The organism is Streptomyces sp. NPDC031426 (assembly GCF_055581585.1).
This window is the reverse complement of record NZ_JBVIJE010000002.1, coordinates 362424-380425: the sequence shown is the minus strand read 5'-3', so window position 1 is coordinate 380425 and position 18002 is coordinate 362424. Positions and strand designations below refer to the sequence as shown.

Annotated in this window: 13 protein-coding genes; 9 read left to right on the top strand and 4 right to left on the bottom strand. The window is 71.8% G+C overall.

The window, feature by feature from the left end:
• Positions 1 to 105 precede the first annotated feature (105 nt).
• The 8 genes from ACZ5NH_RS04715 (at position 106) to uppS (ending at position 12861) form a co-directional block, all read left to right on the top strand.
• Positions 106 to 6459, top strand: coding sequence for an amino acid adenylation domain-containing protein (locus tag ACZ5NH_RS04715; protein ID WP_468772960.1), 6354 nt, complete (start codon positions 106 to 108; stop codon positions 6457 to 6459).
• Positions 6459 to 7835: a condensation domain-containing protein gene (locus tag ACZ5NH_RS04710; protein ID WP_468772959.1), complete on the top strand. Its 1377-nt coding sequence runs from the start codon at positions 6459 to 6461 to the stop codon at positions 7833 to 7835. Before ACZ5NH_RS04715 ends, ACZ5NH_RS04710 begins: the two co-directional genes overlap by 1 nt.
• The gene (locus ACZ5NH_RS04705) at positions 7832 to 8866 is read left to right on the top strand and encodes a class I SAM-dependent methyltransferase (protein ID WP_468772958.1); all 1035 of its coding nucleotides are present in this window, start codon (positions 7832 to 7834) and stop codon (positions 8864 to 8866) included. The genes ACZ5NH_RS04710 and ACZ5NH_RS04705 overlap by 4 nt, the downstream gene beginning before the upstream one ends.
• Positions 8866 to 9744, top strand: coding sequence for a thioesterase II family protein (locus tag ACZ5NH_RS04700; protein ID WP_468772957.1), 879 nt, complete (start codon positions 8866 to 8868; stop codon positions 9742 to 9744). Before ACZ5NH_RS04705 ends, ACZ5NH_RS04700 begins: the two co-directional genes overlap by 1 nt.
• On the top strand, positions 9744 to 10991 hold the full coding sequence (locus tag ACZ5NH_RS04695; RefSeq protein ID WP_468772956.1) for a cytochrome P450: 1248 nt from the start codon (positions 9744 to 9746) through the stop codon (positions 10989 to 10991). The genes ACZ5NH_RS04700 and ACZ5NH_RS04695 overlap by 1 nt, the downstream gene beginning before the upstream one ends.
• Positions 10988 to 11209, top strand: coding sequence for an MbtH family protein (locus ACZ5NH_RS04690; protein WP_388625795.1), 222 nt, complete (start codon positions 10988 to 10990; stop codon positions 11207 to 11209). Before ACZ5NH_RS04695 ends, ACZ5NH_RS04690 begins: the two co-directional genes overlap by 4 nt.
• An 83-nt stretch (positions 11210 to 11292) precedes the next feature.
• Positions 11293 to 12072 (top strand): enoyl-CoA hydratase/isomerase family protein, encoded by a 780-nt coding sequence (locus ACZ5NH_RS04685; protein WP_468772955.1) that lies wholly within the window; start codon positions 11293 to 11295, stop codon positions 12070 to 12072.
• An 81-nt stretch (positions 12073 to 12153) separates the two neighbouring features.
• Positions 12154 to 12861 (top strand): polyprenyl diphosphate synthase, encoded by a 708-nt coding sequence (gene uppS, locus ACZ5NH_RS04680; RefSeq protein ID WP_468772954.1) that lies wholly within the window; start codon positions 12154 to 12156, stop codon positions 12859 to 12861.
• Here uppS and ACZ5NH_RS04675 read toward each other — a convergent pair.
• From ACZ5NH_RS04675 to ACZ5NH_RS04660, 4 genes are all read right to left on the bottom strand, one after another.
• Complete coding sequence (locus ACZ5NH_RS04675; protein WP_468772953.1) at positions 12849 to 13820, bottom strand: 3-oxoacyl-ACP synthase III family protein; 972 nt, start codon at positions 13818 to 13820, stop codon at positions 12849 to 12851. The genes uppS and ACZ5NH_RS04675 overlap by 13 nt on opposite strands.
• Before the next feature lie 23 nt (positions 13821 to 13843).
• Positions 13844 to 14086 (bottom strand): hypothetical protein, encoded by a 243-nt coding sequence (locus ACZ5NH_RS04670; protein ID WP_450986668.1) that lies wholly within the window; start codon positions 14084 to 14086, stop codon positions 13844 to 13846.
• Positions 14087 to 14118: 32 nt separating this feature from the next.
• Positions 14119 to 15087 carry a zinc-binding dehydrogenase gene (locus tag ACZ5NH_RS04665; protein ID WP_468772952.1) on the bottom strand — a complete coding sequence of 323 codons (969 nt, stop codon included), beginning with the start codon at positions 15085 to 15087 and terminating at the stop codon, positions 14119 to 14121.
• Positions 15088 to 15163: 76 nt separating this feature from the next.
• Positions 15164 to 15934, bottom strand: a complete 771-nt coding sequence (locus tag ACZ5NH_RS04660; protein WP_468772951.1) for a polyketide synthase — start codon at positions 15932 to 15934, stop codon at positions 15164 to 15166.
• A 245-nt stretch (positions 15935 to 16179) separates the two neighbouring features.
• On the opposite strand from ACZ5NH_RS04660, the gene ACZ5NH_RS04655 reads away from it, so the two are divergent.
• Positions 16180 to 17994, top strand: coding sequence for a polyketide synthase (locus ACZ5NH_RS04655; RefSeq protein ID WP_468772950.1), 1815 nt, complete (start codon positions 16180 to 16182; stop codon positions 17992 to 17994).
• The last annotated feature ends 8 nt before the right edge of the window (positions 17995 to 18002 follow it).

Here is an 18002-nt window from a genome sequence, read left to right as displayed (position 1 = left end):
TCGGGCGTGGTCCCGATATCCGAGCCGAAGTCCGGCGCGGCAGTCCATGCCCGATCTGCCGCCGACATTCCATCCGCTTCTCGAAATGCTCCGGGAGTTCACGGCATGCCTGGCCCCGATCGGACATCGCTTTCCCTGTCGGCAGCGCAGCGCGAGGTCTGGCTGGCCCAGAAACTCGACCCCGACAATCCCGTTTTCAGCATCGGCAGTTACTTTCACATTCGCGGCTCCCTGGACCGGCGTGCCTTCGAGGCGGCACTGCGGCGGGCGGTCTCGGAAGCGGAGTGCCTCCACGTCCGCATCGACGAGGATGCCGAGGGCGGACTCCGGCAGACCGTGGAGGTCCGGGACGACTGGCCCCTGCCCATCCTCGACCTCGGCGCGGAGCCCGGAGCCCGGGAGCGCGCCGAGGCCTGGATGCACGAGGACCTCGCGCGGCCGGTCGACCCGGCCCGGGGTGACATGTTCGGCCACGCGTTGCTGAGGACCGGGCCCGACGAACACCTCTGGTACGTACGCGCGCACCACTCCGTGGTGGACGGCTACGGCCTGTTCCTGCTGGGGCAGCGGGTCGCCGAGCTGTACACCCGTGACGTCGAGGGCCGCAACCGGCGGGAGGCGTCGTTCCGCCCGTTGAGCGAGGTGGTCGCCGAGGACGAGGCCTACCGGCAGTCCCCGGAGTACGAGGGTGACCGGGCCTACTGGTGCGCCCGGTTCACCGAGCGCCCGGACATCGTGACCCCGGCCGTGCGCGTCGCCGACACATCCGCCCGCTTCCTGCGCACCACCGGACACCTCGACCGGGACCGGTTCGACCGCCTCGTCGACCTGTCCAAACAGGCCCGGGTCCGCTGGACGGCAACGGTGTCAGCGGCGGTGACCGTCTATCTCGGCAAGGTGATGGCCACCGACGACGTGAGCCTGGGGCTCACCGTGACCGGCAGGACCGGGACGGCCACCAGGACGACACCCTGCCAGGCGTCCAACGTCGTGCCCCTGCGGCTGGACGTCTCGCCCCGGGAATCCCTCTCCGCCCTGGCCCGCCGGGCATCGAGCGGTCTGATGGAGGCTCTGCAGGCGCAGCGTTTCCGCAGCGAGGAGCTCAGGCGCGAGCTCGGTCTGCGCGGCGACGAGCGGCTGTTCGGCTGGCACCTCAACCTCGTTCCCTTCGACTACGGGCTGTCCTTCGCGGGCAGCCGGGCCGAGCTGAACACCCTCACCCTGGGGGCCGTGGACGACCTCTACATCTACGTCTACAGCGGATTCGGCGGCGAGGGACTGCGGCTGGACTTCTTCGCCAACCCCGGCCGCTACACCGCCGGGGAACTCGACCGCCACCGGGCACGCCTGCTCCGGCTGCTCGCCGACATCATCGACGCGGGTACCCTCGACGTCCCGGTCGGCACGCTCGACGCGGCCGACGCCGACGAAAGGTCCCAACTGGTCGACGCCGGCTGGGGGTCGTCCCCCGCCCGGCCCGGCGCGCACACCACGACCGTGCTGGATCTCGTGGCCGAGCAGGCCCGCAAGGCCCCCCAGGCGCCGGCGGTCGCCGCGGGCAGCGAGCGGCTCACGTACGGTGAACTCCTCGGGCGTGCGAACCGGTTGGCCCGGCTGCTGCTCCGCAAGGGCATCGGGGTCGACGACGTGGTCGCGGTCGCCATGCCCAGGTCCCTCGACATGGTGGTCGCGGTGCTCGGAGTCCTCACGGCGGGCGCGGCCTACCTGCCCGTGGACCTCGACTACCCGCCGGACCGGGTGTCGTACATGCTGCGCGACTCCGACGTGCCCCTGCTGCTCACCACGGCCGGTGGTGACACCACCGGGGCGCTGGACGCCTCGTCGGCGCCTCGGCTCGTGCTCGACAGCCCCGAGGTCCGGGCACACCTGGCAGGCCTGCCGGACGAGGAGATCCGACCCGAGGAGCGCACCGGTCTCCTCCGGGCGCGCAACCTGGCCTACGTCATCTACACCTCCGGGTCCACCGGGCGGCCCAAGGGCGTCGCGGTGGAGCACCGGTCGGTGGCGAACTACGTGAGCCGCGCCACGATCGCCTATCCGAGCCTGGCCGACCGCGTGCTCCTGTATTCGTCGCTGTCCTTCGACATCACGCTCACCGCCCTGTTCGGCACGCTGGCCGCGGGCGGGGAACTCATCATCTCCAGTGTGGAGGAGTACGCCGACCACAGCGGCGCCGGCGGGAGCTACTCCTTCCTGAAGGCGACCCCCACGCACCTGGCGCTGCTGGACACCCTGCCCGATCTGTGCTCCCCGACCCAGGAATTCATCGTCGCGGGCGAGCCGCTCGTGGGGGAACTGCTGCGGGAATGGCGCCTGCGGCATCCCGGAGTCACCGTCATCAACCACTACGGGCCCTCCGAGGCCACCTGCGGCTGTGTGGACCACCGCATCCCTCCCGCGGCCGCGACGGCGCCCGGCCCCGTGCCGATCGGCACCCCGTTCGCCGGTGCGAGGCTGCACGTGCTCGACTCCGGTCTGCGGCCGGTGCCACGCGGTGTGGTGGGCGAGCTGTACATCGCGGGAGAGAACCTGGCACGCGGCTATCTGGGGCAACCGCGGCTCACCGCGGAACGGTTCGTCGCCGACCCGTTCGGCGGCCCGGGCGAGCGCATGTACCGGACCGGTGATTTGGTGCGTCAACGGGGCGACGGTGCACTGGAGTTCATCGGCCGCATCGACCACCAGGTCAAACTGCGGGGCTTCCGGGTCGAGCTGGGCGAGGTCCAGGCGGCGATCGCCGCTCATCCCGGCGTACGGCAGGTGATCGTCGTGGTGCGGGAGGACGAACCGGGCGACCGTCAGCTGGTGGCCTACGTGGAGACGGTGCCGGAGCGGCGCCCCACGGCAGCGGTGCTGCGCGACCATGTGTCGCGGGTGTTGCCCCGCTTCATGGTCCCCTCCCTGTTCGTGCTGCTCGACAGGCTCCCCACCACACCGAACGGGAAGATCGACCGGGCAGCGCTGACGGTGCCCGAGCGGCTGCCCGCGGTGGGCGGCGGCCGGGCTCCGCGCTCCCCGCAGGAGGCCACGCTGTGCCGGCTGTTCCGCGACGTCCTCGGGGTGGCGCAGGTCGGTGCGACGGACGACTTCTTCGCCCTCGGCGGGCACTCCCTGTCCGCGGTCAAGCTCGCGGCCCGCATCCGTGCCGCCACCGGCGCCGAGGTGTCCGTCCGGGAAGTCTTCGACCTCGCCACCCCGGAACTGCTGGCCGAACGGCTGGCCGCGGCCGACCGCACCGGGGCCGGCCCCTCCGCGGGCACCGGTACCGGCGGTGTCCCACTGTCCCTGCCCCAGCGCCGGCTGTGGTTCCTGAACCAGTCGGACATCCCCCGGTCCGTGTACAACATCCCCTACGTCGTCGCCCTCGACCCCACGACCGACGTGGCGGCCCTGACCGCCGCGCTGGGCGACGTGGTCGAACGGCACGAGATCCTCCGGACGGTCTTCCCGCAGACGCCCGACGGCGTGCACCAGGTCGTTCTCGACCCGGACAGCTCCCGTCCCGACGTGCCGGTCCTGGACGTGCGGGACGAGGACGCGGGCAGGGTGCTGGTGCAGGCCGCGCGCCGGCCCTTCGACCTCACGCAGGACACCCCGCTGCGGGCCCGGCTGCTGCGCACGCCGAGCGGCTACCGGCTGCTGGTCGTGCTGCATCACATCGCGGGCGACGGCTGGTCCTTCGCCCCCTTCGGACGTGATCTCGAACGGGCCTACGCCGCGCGGCGCGCCGGCAGGGCTCCGCGCTGGGCGCCGCTGCCCGTCCAGTACCGCGACTACGCGCTGTGGCAGCAGCGGTTCCTCGCCGGCGGAGCACAGGGCAATGCCCTGTTGTCCCGTCAGACGGCCTACTGGACCGAGCAGCTCGCCGGTCTGCCCGTCGAGTTGCCGCTGCCCACCGACCGGCCCAGGCCCGCCGTGGCGAGTCATCTCGGCGGCACCGTGCCGGTGCGCATTCCGCCGGATTTGCACGGCCGTCTGCGGGCCACGGCCACCGAGGCCGGCGCAACGCTGTTCATGGCCCTGCAGGCCGCGCTGGCCGTCCTGCTGATGAAGCTCGGGGCCGGCGAGGACATCCCGGTGGGCACCGGGGTGGCGGGCCGGACCGACGACGCCTGGGACGATCTGGTCGGGTTCTTCATCAACACGCTCGTCCTGCGCACCGACGTGGCGGGCAACCCGGACTTCCGCGAGCTGCTGGCGCGGGTCAGGGAGACCGATCTGGCGGCACTCGATCACCAGGACCTGCCCTTCGACCGGCTCGTGGAGGTCCTCAACCCGCCCCGGTCGCCGGCCCGGCATCCGCTGTTCCAGGTGTTGCTGATGCTGCGCAACACCCCTCGGTCGGATCTGCGGCTGCGCCTGGACGGGCGGGAGGCCGAGGGCGACGAGATCCCCATAGGCTTCGCGAAGTTCGACCTCACCGTGAGCCTGCGCGAATCCGTGTCCGAAGACGGCGTCTGCGACGGCGTCGAGGGATTCGTCGAATACGCGGCCGACCTGTTCGACGCCGCGTCGGCCGAGCGCCTGGTGCGGCTGTACCTCGTCGTGCTGGACGCGGTCACCGCCGATCCCGGCCGTCCCGTGGGCGAGATCGACCTGCTCACCGATGCCGAGCGTCGGCACACGTTGCAGACGCTGGGCCGTCGTGATCCGGTCACCCTCGACCGGAGCCCGCTGCCCGTCCTCTTCGAGCGCGAGGTGCTGCGTCACCCGGACACGGTGGCGGTGCAGGGCCACGGAGAGCTGCGGACCTTCGCCGAACTGGACGCGGACGCCAACCGCCTGGCCCGGGTGCTGCTCTCCCGGGGAGTCGGCCCGGAGCGGCGGGTGGCCCTCGCACTGCCCCGCTCCCGGCAGCTGGTCACCGCGGTGCTGGCCGTCCTGAAGACCGGGGCCGCGTATCTGCCCGTCGACCTGGACTACCCGGCGGCACGCATCCGCGCCATGCTCCAGGACGGCGAGCCGACCGTCGCCGTCACCACCGAGGCGCACCGGAGCCTGCTCGACGCCTCCGCCGCCGAGGTCCTCTGCCTGGACGCGGCGCCGGTAGCCGCCGAAGTGGAGCGTGCCGCGCCCCACGGCCTGGACGACGCGGAGCGCGGCGGACCGCTGGACCTGCTCGGCGCCGCGTGCCTGCTGTTCACCTCCGGATCCACCGGCAGGCCCAAGGGTGTACTGCTCACGCACCAGGGGACGGCCGATCTCGTGAGCGCCCAACGCGCGCTCTTCGACCTGACCGAGGACAGCCGGGTGCTGCAGTTCGGATCCACCAGCTTCGACGCGTTCCTGCTGGAGATCTGCATGTCCCTGCTCTCGGGCTGCCGCCTCGTGCTCGCCGAGCCCCGCGACCTGGTACCCGACCAGACGCTGGGCGGCACCGTGCGACGGTTCGGCATCACCCATGTCACCATGCCGCCGTCGGTGCTCGCCGCCGTGCCCGCCGGGGACCTGCCGAGCGGCCTGACCCTGGTGGTCGCCGGTGAACGCGTGCCCGGGTCCCTCGTACGGGACTGGTCCGCCGGCCGCCGCATGGTCAACCTCTACGGGCCGACCGAGGGATCGGTCATCACCAGTTGGGCGGGGCCGCTAGCCGGCACCACCGCCCCGCCGATCGGCTCGCCCCGCCCCGGCATCGGTCTGTACGTCCTGGACGCCTGGCTGCGTCCGGTGCCTCCCGGCGTTCCCGGCGAGCTGTACCTTGCCGGGGACGGCGTCGCCCGGGGATACGCCAACCGGCCGGCACTGACCGCGGAGCGCTTTGTCGCCGATCCGTTCACGGCCACCCGCGGGGCCCGGATGTACCGCACCGGCGACCTGGTGTCCTGGCGTCCCGACGGGCAGCTGGACTTCGTGGGCCGGGTCGACCACCAGGTGAAACTCCGCGGTTTCCGGATCGAGCTCGCCGAGGTGGAAGCCGCGCTGGCCGCCGTGCCCGGGGTGTCCGGTGCGGCGGCGGTGGTCCGGGAGGACGTTCCGGGTGAACGACGGCTGGTCGGCTACGTCCTCCCCGAGCCGGGCGGCGACTGTGCCGGTACGGACGTCCGGCGTCGGGTCGCCGAGGTCCTGCCCGGCTACATGGTCCCGGCGCGGGTGGTCGTGCTCGACCGGTTCCCGCTCAATCCCAACGGGAAGCTGGACCGTGCCGCGCTGCCGACGCCAGAGCGGGGCACGCCCCGGTCCCCGGCCAAGGGTTCACCGCTGGAACTGGCCGTCGCCCGGGTGTGGGGCGAGGTGCTCGGGGTGGACGAGATCGTCCCCACGGACGACTTCTTCAGGCTCGGGGGGCACTCCCTGCTCGCCGGCAAGGTCGTCAACCGGCTCCGCGACGAGTTCGACGTCAGCATCCCGCTCCGGGTCCTGTTCGAACATCCGACGGTCGCCGGGCTGGCACGCGAGATCGGTCTGCTGCTCACCGCCCATGCCCGGGACGAGGCGTGATGGCCGGCAACGGGCTGCTGTATCCCACGCAGGAGCGGCTGTGGCGCCTGGAACAACGGCAGCCGGGCCGGCAGGACTTCCTGGTGGCCGGGCTCTTACGGCTGACCGGCGACGTGGACGAGGCCGCCCTGCAGGACGCGGTGGAGACCGTGGTGGCCCGCCACGAGTCCCTCCGCACCGGATTCCGCTCCACCGCCGAGGGCCCGCGCCGTTTCGTCGTGGACCCGCCTCGCCGTGTGCTCGGCCTGTTCGACGTGCGCCGGGCGGCGTCACCGTACGAGCAGGCCCTGGACCTGGCCGAGGAGCACTGCCAGCGGCCCTTCGACCTCACGGACCCACCGCTCCTGCGGGCCGCGCTGGCCCGGTACGGAGACACGGAGCGGCTGTTGGCCCTGGCGATGCACCACATCGTCACCGACGGCTACTCCAGCGGCGTCGTCCTGCGGGAGATCGGCGCGCTCTACCGCAGGCGCATCGCCGGCGGGCCGGTCGAACTGCCTGCGCCCGTGGCCCAGTACGGCGAGTTCGTGGACCGCCAGTACGCCTGGTTGACGGGCGAGCAGGCCCGGCAGGATCTGTCGTACTGGCTCGGCGACCTGCGCGGCCACCGGCCTCTGCGGCTGACTCCGTCCGCCCGGGCCGTGCCCGCCGACGGACCGTGCGGGGACGCCTACAACCTCATCCTCCCGCAACCGCTGTCTGCGCGGACACGGCAGTTCGCCCTGGAGCACGGCTGCACGCCCTACCTCGTGCTGCTGGCCGTGATGTACCTCCTCGTGCACCTCTACACGGGGGAGAGCGACATCGCCCTCGGATCGGCCATGGCCAACCGCGGTCGCACCGAGTACGAGGACATGGTCGGGTATCTGCGGAACATCATCGTGCTGCGCGAGACCGTGCACGAGGACCGGCCGTTCACGGAGCTGCTCGCCGGGATCCGTGCCCATGTGCTGTCCGCGTACGACCATCAGGGCCTGCCGTTCGACCACGTGGTGCGTGCCTTGGCCGGTGACCGCGGACCGGACGGCGACGAGGACCTTTATCCGGACGTGCTGTTCTGCACGGACAACTCCGCGGCGGTGCGCTGGGACCTGCCCGGCGTCCGCGTGGAGCGGATCGACCGCCGGGCAGTGATCTCCAAGCGGGCGATGACCGTGTTCCTCCAGGAACGAGATCGCAACCTGACGCTGAGGTTCGTGCACCGGCCCGATGTCCTGAGCACCGAGGACGTGCACGCCCTGGGCGAGATCTGCCAGGCCCTGCTGCGGCGGATCCTCACCGAACCCGAAATCACCCTGAACGTACTGTCCGGGGAAGCCGAGCTGCCCACCTGGTGGCGCTTCCGGCCGGTACGGCAGAAAGGAGCCCATGCATGACCGTCACCCACGACACCCACGAGGCAGGACGCCGGCTCTCGACCGAGGTCGAGCACAGCGGAGCCGCCCCGGACATAGCCGCCGCCGCGGCGCTGCTGGAGATGGGCGACCGGCTCGGCGTGCTGGACGTGATCGCACCCGGGCGGACGTTCGACAGCGCCGAGGTGGCCGCGCGGGCGGACCTCCCCGAGGACGGAGCCGGACGGTATCTGGAAGCCCTGGAGTCCGCCGGTCTCATCGAGCCGACCCCGGCCGGCGGTTCGGTCTTCCGGGCGGTGCCGGACTTCGACGTCATCCTGCACCGGGCGGGGTACGTGTCCTGGACCATGAACGCCAACCGTCCGTTCATCGAGCACGCCCGGGAGTTCCTCACGGATCCGGTCGCGGCCGGCGAGACCTACGCGCGTGACGGCCGGCAGGTCGCCGTCAGCTCGCAGTGGATGGGGTCGCTCGCCTTCTATCCCGCGGCACTCGAAGTGATCTTCAATGCCAAACCCCAGCGGATCGCGGACCTCGGAGCCGGCACCTGCCGGCTGCTGATAGAGACGCTGGAGAGGTTCCCGGACGCCACCGGCGTCGGTCTGGACCTCAGCGGCGACGCCTGCGAGGCGGCCCGTGAGGCGGTCCGCACCGCCGGCATGGCCGAGCGGATCACGGTGGTCGAACGGTCCATCCAGTCGATCGCCGAGGATCCCGAACCGGTGGAGGGAGCCGACGTGATCCACGCGGGCTTCGTCTTCCACGACATGATGCCCGAGGAGGAGGCGGTGGCCGACAAGGTGCTCGCCAACTGCCGGGAGGCGCTGCAGCCGGGCGGCATCATGGCGATCACGGACGCGGTGCCGTACCTGCGCAACGACCGCGAGCGACGGTTCAGCGCGATCGTCACCTACTACCACCGGCAGTTCATGGGTCGAAGGCTGCTGTCCGTGGCCGAGTGGGAGGCGAAGCTGCGGCACGCGGGCTTCTCCCAGGTGGAGACCGTGGAACTCGGGTTCCCCACCGGCCGTCTCTTCGTGGCGCGGCGCTGATGAACGGTCCGGAGGCTCACGGCTCGCCGGTGGCCGGCGGCTCCGCCTGGTGGTTCGCCACCCCCTGCGGGGACGGGTCCGCCGGCACCGCGGACGTGTCGCTGTTCTGTCTGCCGCACGCGGGGGCGGGCCCCATCGTCTTCCGGGAATGGAGCACGCTGCTCGATCCGCGCATCGACGTGGTTCCGGTGCAGTACCCCGGACGGCCACCGCGGCTGTCCGAGCCCCCGGAGACATCCCTGAAGCGGCTGGCTCAGCGGCTGGCCGGCCCGGTCGCGGAACGGGCCGGCGAGGGGCCGTACGCACTCTTCGGGCACAGCATGGGCGCGCTCGTGGCCTACGAAGTGGCCTGCCTGCTGACCCGTCTGGGGCAGCCGCCCGTACGGCTGCTGGTGTCGGGGCAGACCGCCCCGCACCTGTACCGGCCCACGCGGGTGCACGCACTGTCCGACGAGGGGCTGGTCGACCACATCAGCAGGCTGCAGGGCACGCCGGAGGACGTGCTCGCCAATCCGTCCCTCCTGGAGCTGCTGCTGCCCGTGCTGCGTGCCGACTTCGCCCTGTGCGAGAGCTACGGATACGAGGAGATGCCCCCTCTCACGGCCGACGTCACCGTCCTCGGCGGCACGGACGACCCGGGTGTCGAGCCTGGGCTGCTCGACCGCTGGGGCGATCTGACCGGCGGTGCCTGCGACGTCCGGGTCCTCCCCGGCGGGCACTTCTACCTCTTCGACCAGCTGCCGACCGTCATGGACCTGATCGAGTCCGCCGTCCGCCCGGCAGGCGGGCGGGCACCGGGCGCCGACCGGGAGCGGACCGGGCCGGGTGCGGGCGCCGAGACCGTCGTGGACCGATATGGACGAGGGAGGGTGCGCTGATGCGGTCCGATGCCGCCACGGCGACCGAAGTCCCCGATCTCTCCGACCCCTTGCTGTACGAGAGCGGAGAGGCATTCGCAGTGTGGCGCCGCCTGCGCGCCGAGCGTCCGGTGTGCCGGGTCGTCCGTGCGGAGGGCGCACCGTTCTGGGCGGTGCTCTCGTACGACCTCGTTGCGCGGGTGCTGTCCCAGCCGGCCGTCTTCTCCTCCACGGGCGGCATGCGCCTCGACGCGGACGAGATGGCGACGGCCGCCGGTGCGGGCAAGATGATGGTGATCTCCGACCCGCCGCGGCACGGCAAGATTCGGCGCATCATGAGCAGCGCGTTCACCCCGCGCACGGTCCGCAGGCTGGAGCGGAACATGCGCACCACGGTGACCGGTCTTCTTCGGGACGCGCTGGCGAGCGAGGTCTGCGAGTTCACCGAGGTCGCGGCGCGGCTGCCGCTGTCGGTCATCTGCGATCTGCTGGGCGTGCCGCGCGCGGACTGGGACTTCATGCTGAGCCGGACGATGACCGCCTTCGGCGTGGGCGACCGTGCCGGTGCCACCGACGCGGCCGCCGCCGCAGTGGCGCACACGGAACTGTTCCAGTACTACGACGAGTTGATGCGCGAGCGGCGCCGCTCCCCCAGGGACGACATCATCAGCGCCCTGGTGCACGGGACGATCGACGGTGAGCCGCTGACCAGCACGGAAGTGGTCCTGAACTGCAACGGCCTGATCTCCGGGGGCAACGAGACGACCAGACACGCCACGCTGGGGGGTCTCCTCGCCTTCATCCAGAACCCGGACCAGTGGACGCTGCTGCGGGAACGGCCGGAGCTGCTGCCCGGTGCCGTGCAGGAAGTGCTGCGCCACACCTCGCCGGCGATGCACCTGCTGCGCACGGCGACGCAGGACACGCAGATCGGCGGCGAACACATTCGTGCCGGTGACCGCATCACCCTGTGGCTGGCCTCGGCCAATCGGGACGAACGCGTCTTCGCCGACCCCGACACCTTCGACATCACCCGCTCGCCCAACAGGCATCTGACGTTCGCCCACGGGCCGCACCACTGCATCGGCGCCACCTTGGCCGCCACCGAGCTCACCATCATGTTCGACGAGCTGATACGCCGGGTCGAACGAGCGGAACTGGCCGGTCCGGTCCGCCGGATGAGGTCCAACCTCATCGGCGGACTGGAGTCCCTGCCCGTCTCGCTGACACCCGCGAACGGCTCGCGCACGACGGAAGGACGGACATGACCAACCCCTTCGACGACCCCGACGGCAGCTACCTCGTCCTCGTCAACGACGAGGGACAGCACTCCCTGTGGCCCTCCTTCACAGCGGTGCCGGACGGGTGGCGCGTCGCCCACCCGGAGGCCTCCCGGCAGGACTGTCTGGACTATGTGGAGCGGCACTGGACGGATCTGCGGCCCAGGAGCCTGGTCGAGGCGATGACCGGCTCAGAGACCGCATGACCCGCGTGGGGCGTCCGGATCCCACGGCGGGTGCCTCGCAACCGGACGGGACGGCGGGGGACGGCCCCGCCGTCCGTGTGGAGGTGTCCGAGGGAGTCGCCCTGCTCTCGCTGGACCGGCCGGAGTCCGGGAACGCGCTGACCCCCGCCGTGCTGCACGAGCTGGCGACCGCCGTGTCCGGGCTGCGCGACGACCCCGGGGTGCGCGTGGTGGTGCTCACCGGCGCCGGACGAGACTTCTGCCTCGGCGGCTCGCTCGACGAACTGGAGCGACTGGCCGGAGACGTCCGTGCTGGTGACGGCCGGGCCGACGAGCCGGCACTCGCACCCGTACGGGCCCTGGCCGAGGTCGTCCTCGGCCTGGCCACGCTGGAGTGTCCGGTGATCGCGGCGGTGAACGGTCAGGCGGCCGGCGCCGGGTTCTCCCTGGCGCTGGCCTGCGACATGCGAATCGCCTCGGAGAAGACCGTCTTCCATTTCGCGTACGGCATGCTGGGATGTTCTCCGGACGGTGCGATGTCCTGGTTTCTGCCACGCGTCGTCGGCCCGTCGCACGCGCTGACCCTGCTGCTGGAGCAGCCGGTGCTGCGCGCCGCCGCCGCGCTCCGGATCGGCCTGGTCTCAGCCGTGGTCCCATCCGACGACCTGGTGTCCGTGGCACTGCGCCGGGCGCGGGCCCTGGCGCGGTCGGCTCCGCACTCCGTGCGCACCGCCAAGCGCCTGGTGGGTCAGGGCTCGCTGTCGCTGGCGGATCACCTGCGACTGGAACACGACTATTTCGTCCGGGGACTCATGACCGAAGATGTGCAACGCGGACTGAACGCGCGGAAGTCGGGGAACTGGCCGGAATTCCACGGAAACTGACGGTGTAAGGTGAAGCTCATGCGTCGACTGCTCTATCGGCTCTACGAAAGCCGACTTCAGCACCAGTTGATGAAAAGGTCAATGCCCCGCCATGTCGCCATCATCATGGACGGAAACCGACGATGGGCGCGACGCGCGGGCCTGGGGAACACGAGCCTCGGCCATCAGCACGGCGCCGAGCACGTCGAAGAGGTCCTCAGCTGGTGCGCCGCGGCGGGAATCAAGCATGTGACCATCTTCGCCGCCTCGACCGAGAACCTCAGCAACCGCTCGTCGTCCGAAATGGACTTCCTCATGGGCGTGATCGAGCGGGTCGTCGAGGAGCACCTCACACAGCCGTCCAGCCTGTGGCGCATGCACATCGCGGGCAACCTGGACCTGATCCGCGACTCCACGGCGCGCACCCTCAAGTCGGCCGAGGAGACAACCAGCGGCTACGACACCGACCACCATCTCACGGTCGCCATCGGCTACGGCGGCAGGCAGGAACTGATCGACGCCTTCCGTGCCTGGATCGACGCCGAGGTCGCGGCGGGCACTCCTGTTGCGGAGCTGTCCGACAAGCTCACCGCCGACGGCATCGCCGCGCATCTGTACACGAGCGGCCAGCCCGACCCGGACCTGGTCATCCGTACGAGCGGCGAGCAGCGGCTGTCCGGGTTCCTGCTGTGGCAGACGGCGTACGCGGAGCTGTACTTCTGCGACGTCTACTGGCCGGCCTTCCGGCGCGTCGACTTTCTGCGCGCCCTTCGGGCCTACGCGGCGCGCCAACGGCGTTACGGCGCCTGACCCGGCGGCGTGTGCCGGCACCCTTTCCAGTCGAGCAGGGCGGCGGCCCAGGTCAGCCCGGCCCCGAAGGCGGCCATGCTCACCCGGGTGCCCCGCGGCAGCCGCCCGTCCAGCTGCGCACGGTGCAGCGACAGCGGGATGGAGGACGCCGACGTGTTGCCGAACGCTCCGACGTACACCACGGTGCGCTCCGCGGGGAACTCCAGCCGGCGGAGCACGGACTTGATGATGCGCGCGTTGGCCTGGTGCGGCACGAACAGGTCGATGTCCTCCAGCGCCGCTCCCCGGAGCGCGCAGACCCGGCGCGCGCTGTCGGCCATGGCGTCGACGGCCCGCTCGTAGACTTCGGCGCCCTCCATGTGCACGGTGTGCCGCTCCCTGTCGACGTACAGGATGTCGCCCAGCGAGCCGTCGGCGCCGAGCACGACGGCGGGAGCGCACGTGGCACAGCAGCGCCCGGCATCAGCCGCCCTGACGACCACCGCACCGGCCGCGTCCCCGAACAGCGGGGCGGTGAACCGGTCGTCCGGGTCGATGATCCGCGAGGCCGCGTCGGCACCGCACACCAGCACGCACCGTCGCCGGCCGGAGTCGATCTGCGCCACCGCCTGGTCCAGCGCGTACAGGAAGCCGGTGCACGCGGCGTTGAGGTCGACCGCGGGCACGTCCCGCAGACCGAGACCGCAGGCCAGCTCGGGTGCCAGGCCGGGCGACACCCGGTCGGAGGTGGCGGTCGCCGCGATGACCAGATCGATGTCCTCCGGCGCGCAGTCCGCGTCGACGAGCGCAAGGGTGCTCGCCTCGACCGCCAGCCCGGTCAGTCCTTCGCCCGGCCCGAGCCAGCGCCGTTCCTCGATTCCCGTCCGGCTCGTGATCCACTGGTCGGAGATGCCGAGATGCGCGAAGTGGGAGTTGCGGATCACCCGCGCCGGCCGTGCGGCACCGACACCACTGACCACCGCGACCACCTCGCGCCCCCCGTTCAGGAGCCACACCGGCGGTACAACCGCTCGGGCGCCCCGACCTTGCCGTAGCGGCAGGACACCTCGGCCCTGCCGACGGACGCGAGGAAGCGCAGATAGCGGCGGGCCGTGACGGTGCTCATCCCCGTGCTCTGCGCGACATCCGTGGCGGACACCTCCTCACGGGACGGGTCCTCCAACTCGCTGATCACCAGGCTCAGCGTGATCTCCGAAATGCCCTTCGGGGGCGCCCCTGTACTCACGTGCGATCCTCCGTACACGACTCCAGTCGATTTCACCAATTCAGAACGATCTTTCCGCCGACGTCGCCCTCGGCCAGCAGGCGGAATCCTTCGGCGCCGCACTCGGCGGGAAATTCCCGGTATATGTGGGGCCGCAGGTCGTGGGCCACCATGAACGACAACAGGCTGCGCAATTCCGCCATGGTTCCGCACATGACGCCGAGCACCCGCAGTTCGTTCCAGAAGATCCGGGTCAGGTGCGCCGGCGGCAGCGCCCCGGTCGTCGCCCCCGCCACCACGACGCAGCCACCTGCCCGCACCGAACGCAGGCTGTGCGCCCAGGTGTCCCGGCCCACACTCTCCATCACCGCGTCCACCGGCTCGGGCAGCGGCGCGCCCGGGACGAACACCCGGTCCGCGCCCAGTTCCCGCGCGAGATCACGCTTCCACCGGGTACGGGACGTGGCCCACATGCGCAGTCCGGCCGCCCGTCCCAGCTGGATGAGAGCGGTGGACAGGCCTCCCCCGCTGCCCTGCACCAGCACCGTCTGGCCGGGGAGCAGCGCGCCTCGGGTGAACAGCATCCGGTACGCCGTCAGCCAGGTGCCGGTGATCGCGCCCGCCTCGGCGAAGCTCAGCTGGGGCGGCTTGGCGATCAGCGTGTGCCGGGGCACGGCGACCCGCTCCGCGAAGGTCCCCGGCCGGCCCTCGCCGAGCATCGTCCAGGCCGGATCGCGCACAGGGCACTCCAGGAACTCACGGCCGTAGACCATGCCGTGCACGATGACGTGACGGCCGGTGTCGTCCGTTCCGGCGCACTCCACCCCGAGGGTCAGCGGGTACTTGTGGGACGGCAGACCCGATCCGCGCAGGGTCCACAGGTCGTGGTGGTTGAGGCCGGCCGCCCGGACCTCGACCACCGCCCAGTCCCCGTCGGGCAGTTCGGGCTCGGGGCGCTCGCCGAAGCGCAGCGCGGCCAGCGGGTCGTCGGGGCGGGGTCGCTCGGCGTAGACCGCCTTCATGGGCAGCTCCTGTGCGGCTGGGGGCCGGGCATGGGGTCGGCCACTTGCCGGGGAGGCCGGCCGGGCCGGTGACGGCTCAGTCAGGTGGCCGGTAGGCCTGTGTGATGCGGGCGGCGACCTCCGGTAGCGCGAAGGTCACCGCCTGCATCCGCAGTTCGGGGCCGAGCACCTCGTCCGTCGCACTGCGGAGCCGCGTGCTCAGATGCTGCTTGAGCAGACGCAGGCTCGGCAGCGGCGCCCGGGCGGTGCGCACGGCCAGCTCGCGGGCCGCGCTCTCCACGAGGTCGTGCGCCACGACCTGGTAGGGCACGCCCCGTCGGCGCAGCTCCGCCCCGCGGAAGGAGCGGCCGGTGAGCAGCATCTCGGTGCCGAGCACCGCACCGAACCGTGCCGGGAGCAGAGCCGTGGCTCCCACTCCGGGAGTGAAGCCGTAGGCCATGAAGTTGGCGGCGTACACGGACCGCTCCGACAGCACCGCGAGGTCCGCGTAGAGCCCGAGCAGCAGCCCGCCGCCGATCGCGTGGCCGCGGATCGCCGCCACGACGGGGACGGGGCAGTTCAGCGGCGCGGTGATGCACTCCTCCGCCTCGAGGACGGACCGCCCCTGGTGGAAGCCCAGCAGTTCGTCCTGCGTGCCGCCGGCGCAGAACACCTCGGGTTCTCCGCTCAACAGGACGGCCCGCGTGGCGGGATGTGCCGCCGCCTCACGCAGGGCCGCCGGGAGCTCGGCGCACAGCCGGGGGGTGATGCGGTTCCGCTCGGCCCGGTCGCAGATGCGCACGCGCGCGACGGGCCGGCCCACCGTCACGCGGACGGGAGAGTCGCTGCTGGTCGGAGCGACGGACATACGGCTTCCCCCTTCACCGCGTCGGACCGCCGGGCATCCGGATCACCCGGTCCGATCACAGTCTTGCGGAGAGCGCCGACACTGTGACGACAAGATCGACTGCGGAGACGGGCGCCCGGTACGGCGTCGGCGTTGTGTCGGCAAGGTGTCGGTGGCCCGCCCCGATACTCGTTGCCGAGCCGCCTGCCGGGAGCAGAGCGGCCGGTCCGGCCCCTCGACGATCGGGAAGGGACTGTGTGTTGACCATGTTCCGCGAGCCAGACGGGCCCGCCGAGGAGGCCGACCGCCAGGCCGGTGAGCCCGTTGCCCTGGTGGGGATGGCGTGCCGGGTCTCCGGAGCCGACGACCTCCTCGAGTTCGCCGGCCTGCTCGACCGGGGCGAGGTCCGGTTCGGGCCGGTCCCCGAGGACCGGTTTCCCGGGCTGGACGTCTCGGCGCTGAAGATGACCGACAAGCCCCTGCTGCGGGCCGCCCTGCTGCACCGGATCGACGAGTTCGACGCGGCGTTCTTCGGCATCCGCAACCGTATGGCGATGGCCATGGATCCGGCCCAGCGCCTGCTGCTCGAACTGACCTGGCAGGCGCTGGAACACGCGGCGATCGCGCCGGACCGGCTGGCCGGCGGTGACACCGGCGTCTATGTCGCGGTGGGCGGGTACGACTTCCGGGAGCGGGTCGCGGCGGCCGGCATACGGGACGGGTACACCGGCGTGGGCAACCTGCTCTCGTTCAACGCGAACCGCATCTCGCAGCACCTCGATCTGCGCGGCCCGAGCATCACGGTGGACACGGCGTGCGCCGGCGGTCTGACGGCGGTCGCGCTCGCGGTGTCCGAACTGCGCGCCGGGGCCTGTGACACCGCGATCGCGGGCTCGGCCAACATCCTCTGTGCCACGCTGAACGAGGCAGCCTACCTCCAGTCGGGCATGCTCTCGCCTCGCGGTCGCTGTGTTCCGTTCAGCGCCGACGCGGACGGCTATGTCCGCGGCGAGGGCGGGGCGGTGGTCGTCCTGCGGCGCCTGGCGGACGCCCGCCGCGACGGCGACCCGGTCCTGGCGGTGATCCGGGGCGCCGCGGTGCGGCACGGAGGACGCGCCAGGACCATGACCTCGCCCAGCCTGTCCGCGCAGACGGCGGTCATCTCCCGTGCGTGGCGCGACAGCGGGCTCAGCCCCCGCGCGATGGGGTACCTGGAGGCCCATGGCACCGCGACACCTTCCGGGGATCCGCTGGAGATCGCCGCCCTGTGCCGGGTGACCGGCGCAGAGCGCGGTGCTTCGTCCTCGGCCGACGGCGATGCGCAGGACCGGGTGTGGGTCGGTTCGGCGAAGGCCAACGTCGGCCATCTGGAAGCGGCGGCGGGCTGTATCGGCCTGATCAAGGCGGTGCTGACCTTGCGCGGTGGCCGGGTGTTCCCCATCCCCGGACTGCGGGAGATCAATCCCGACATCGAGCTCGCCGAGTCGAACGTGGCGCTGGCGGACCGCCCGGTGGAATGGCCGGCCACCGGTCGACGGCGGCTGGCCGGTGTGAACGCCTTCGGTATCAGCGGCTCCGTCGCCCACGTCGTGGTCGAGTCGTGGGAACCGGACGGCGTGGAGACGGGCCGGGAAGCCGTCGAGGTGGCCCCGGTGGCTCTTCCGCTGTCCGCGACCGGCGACCGTACCCTGCGCCGAACGGCTGCCCTGCTGGCGCGCCAGCTGCCCGACCGCGGGGCGCCACTGCCCGAGGTCGCAGCGGCGCTCGGGGCCGGCCGGCGCCATCTGGACCGGCGCGCCGTGGTGCTCGCGCAGAGCGTGAAGGAGGCACGGGAGGCCTTCGAAGCCCTGGCCGAGAGCCGACCGCACCCGGCGCTGCTCGGCCCCGTGGAACCGCACCCCGCGCCGTCCCCCGCCATGGCGGAATGGCTCTCCGGCGCCATGTCTGCATGGCCGTCGGACCATCCGCCGGCGCGGACCCGTGCCGCCCTGGTGACGTGCCCCTTCGATCGCCACCGCTTCTGGATACCCGGCGAACCCGAGCTCAAGGATGCCCCGCCGCCGGACGACGGCCCCCAATGAGAGGAAAC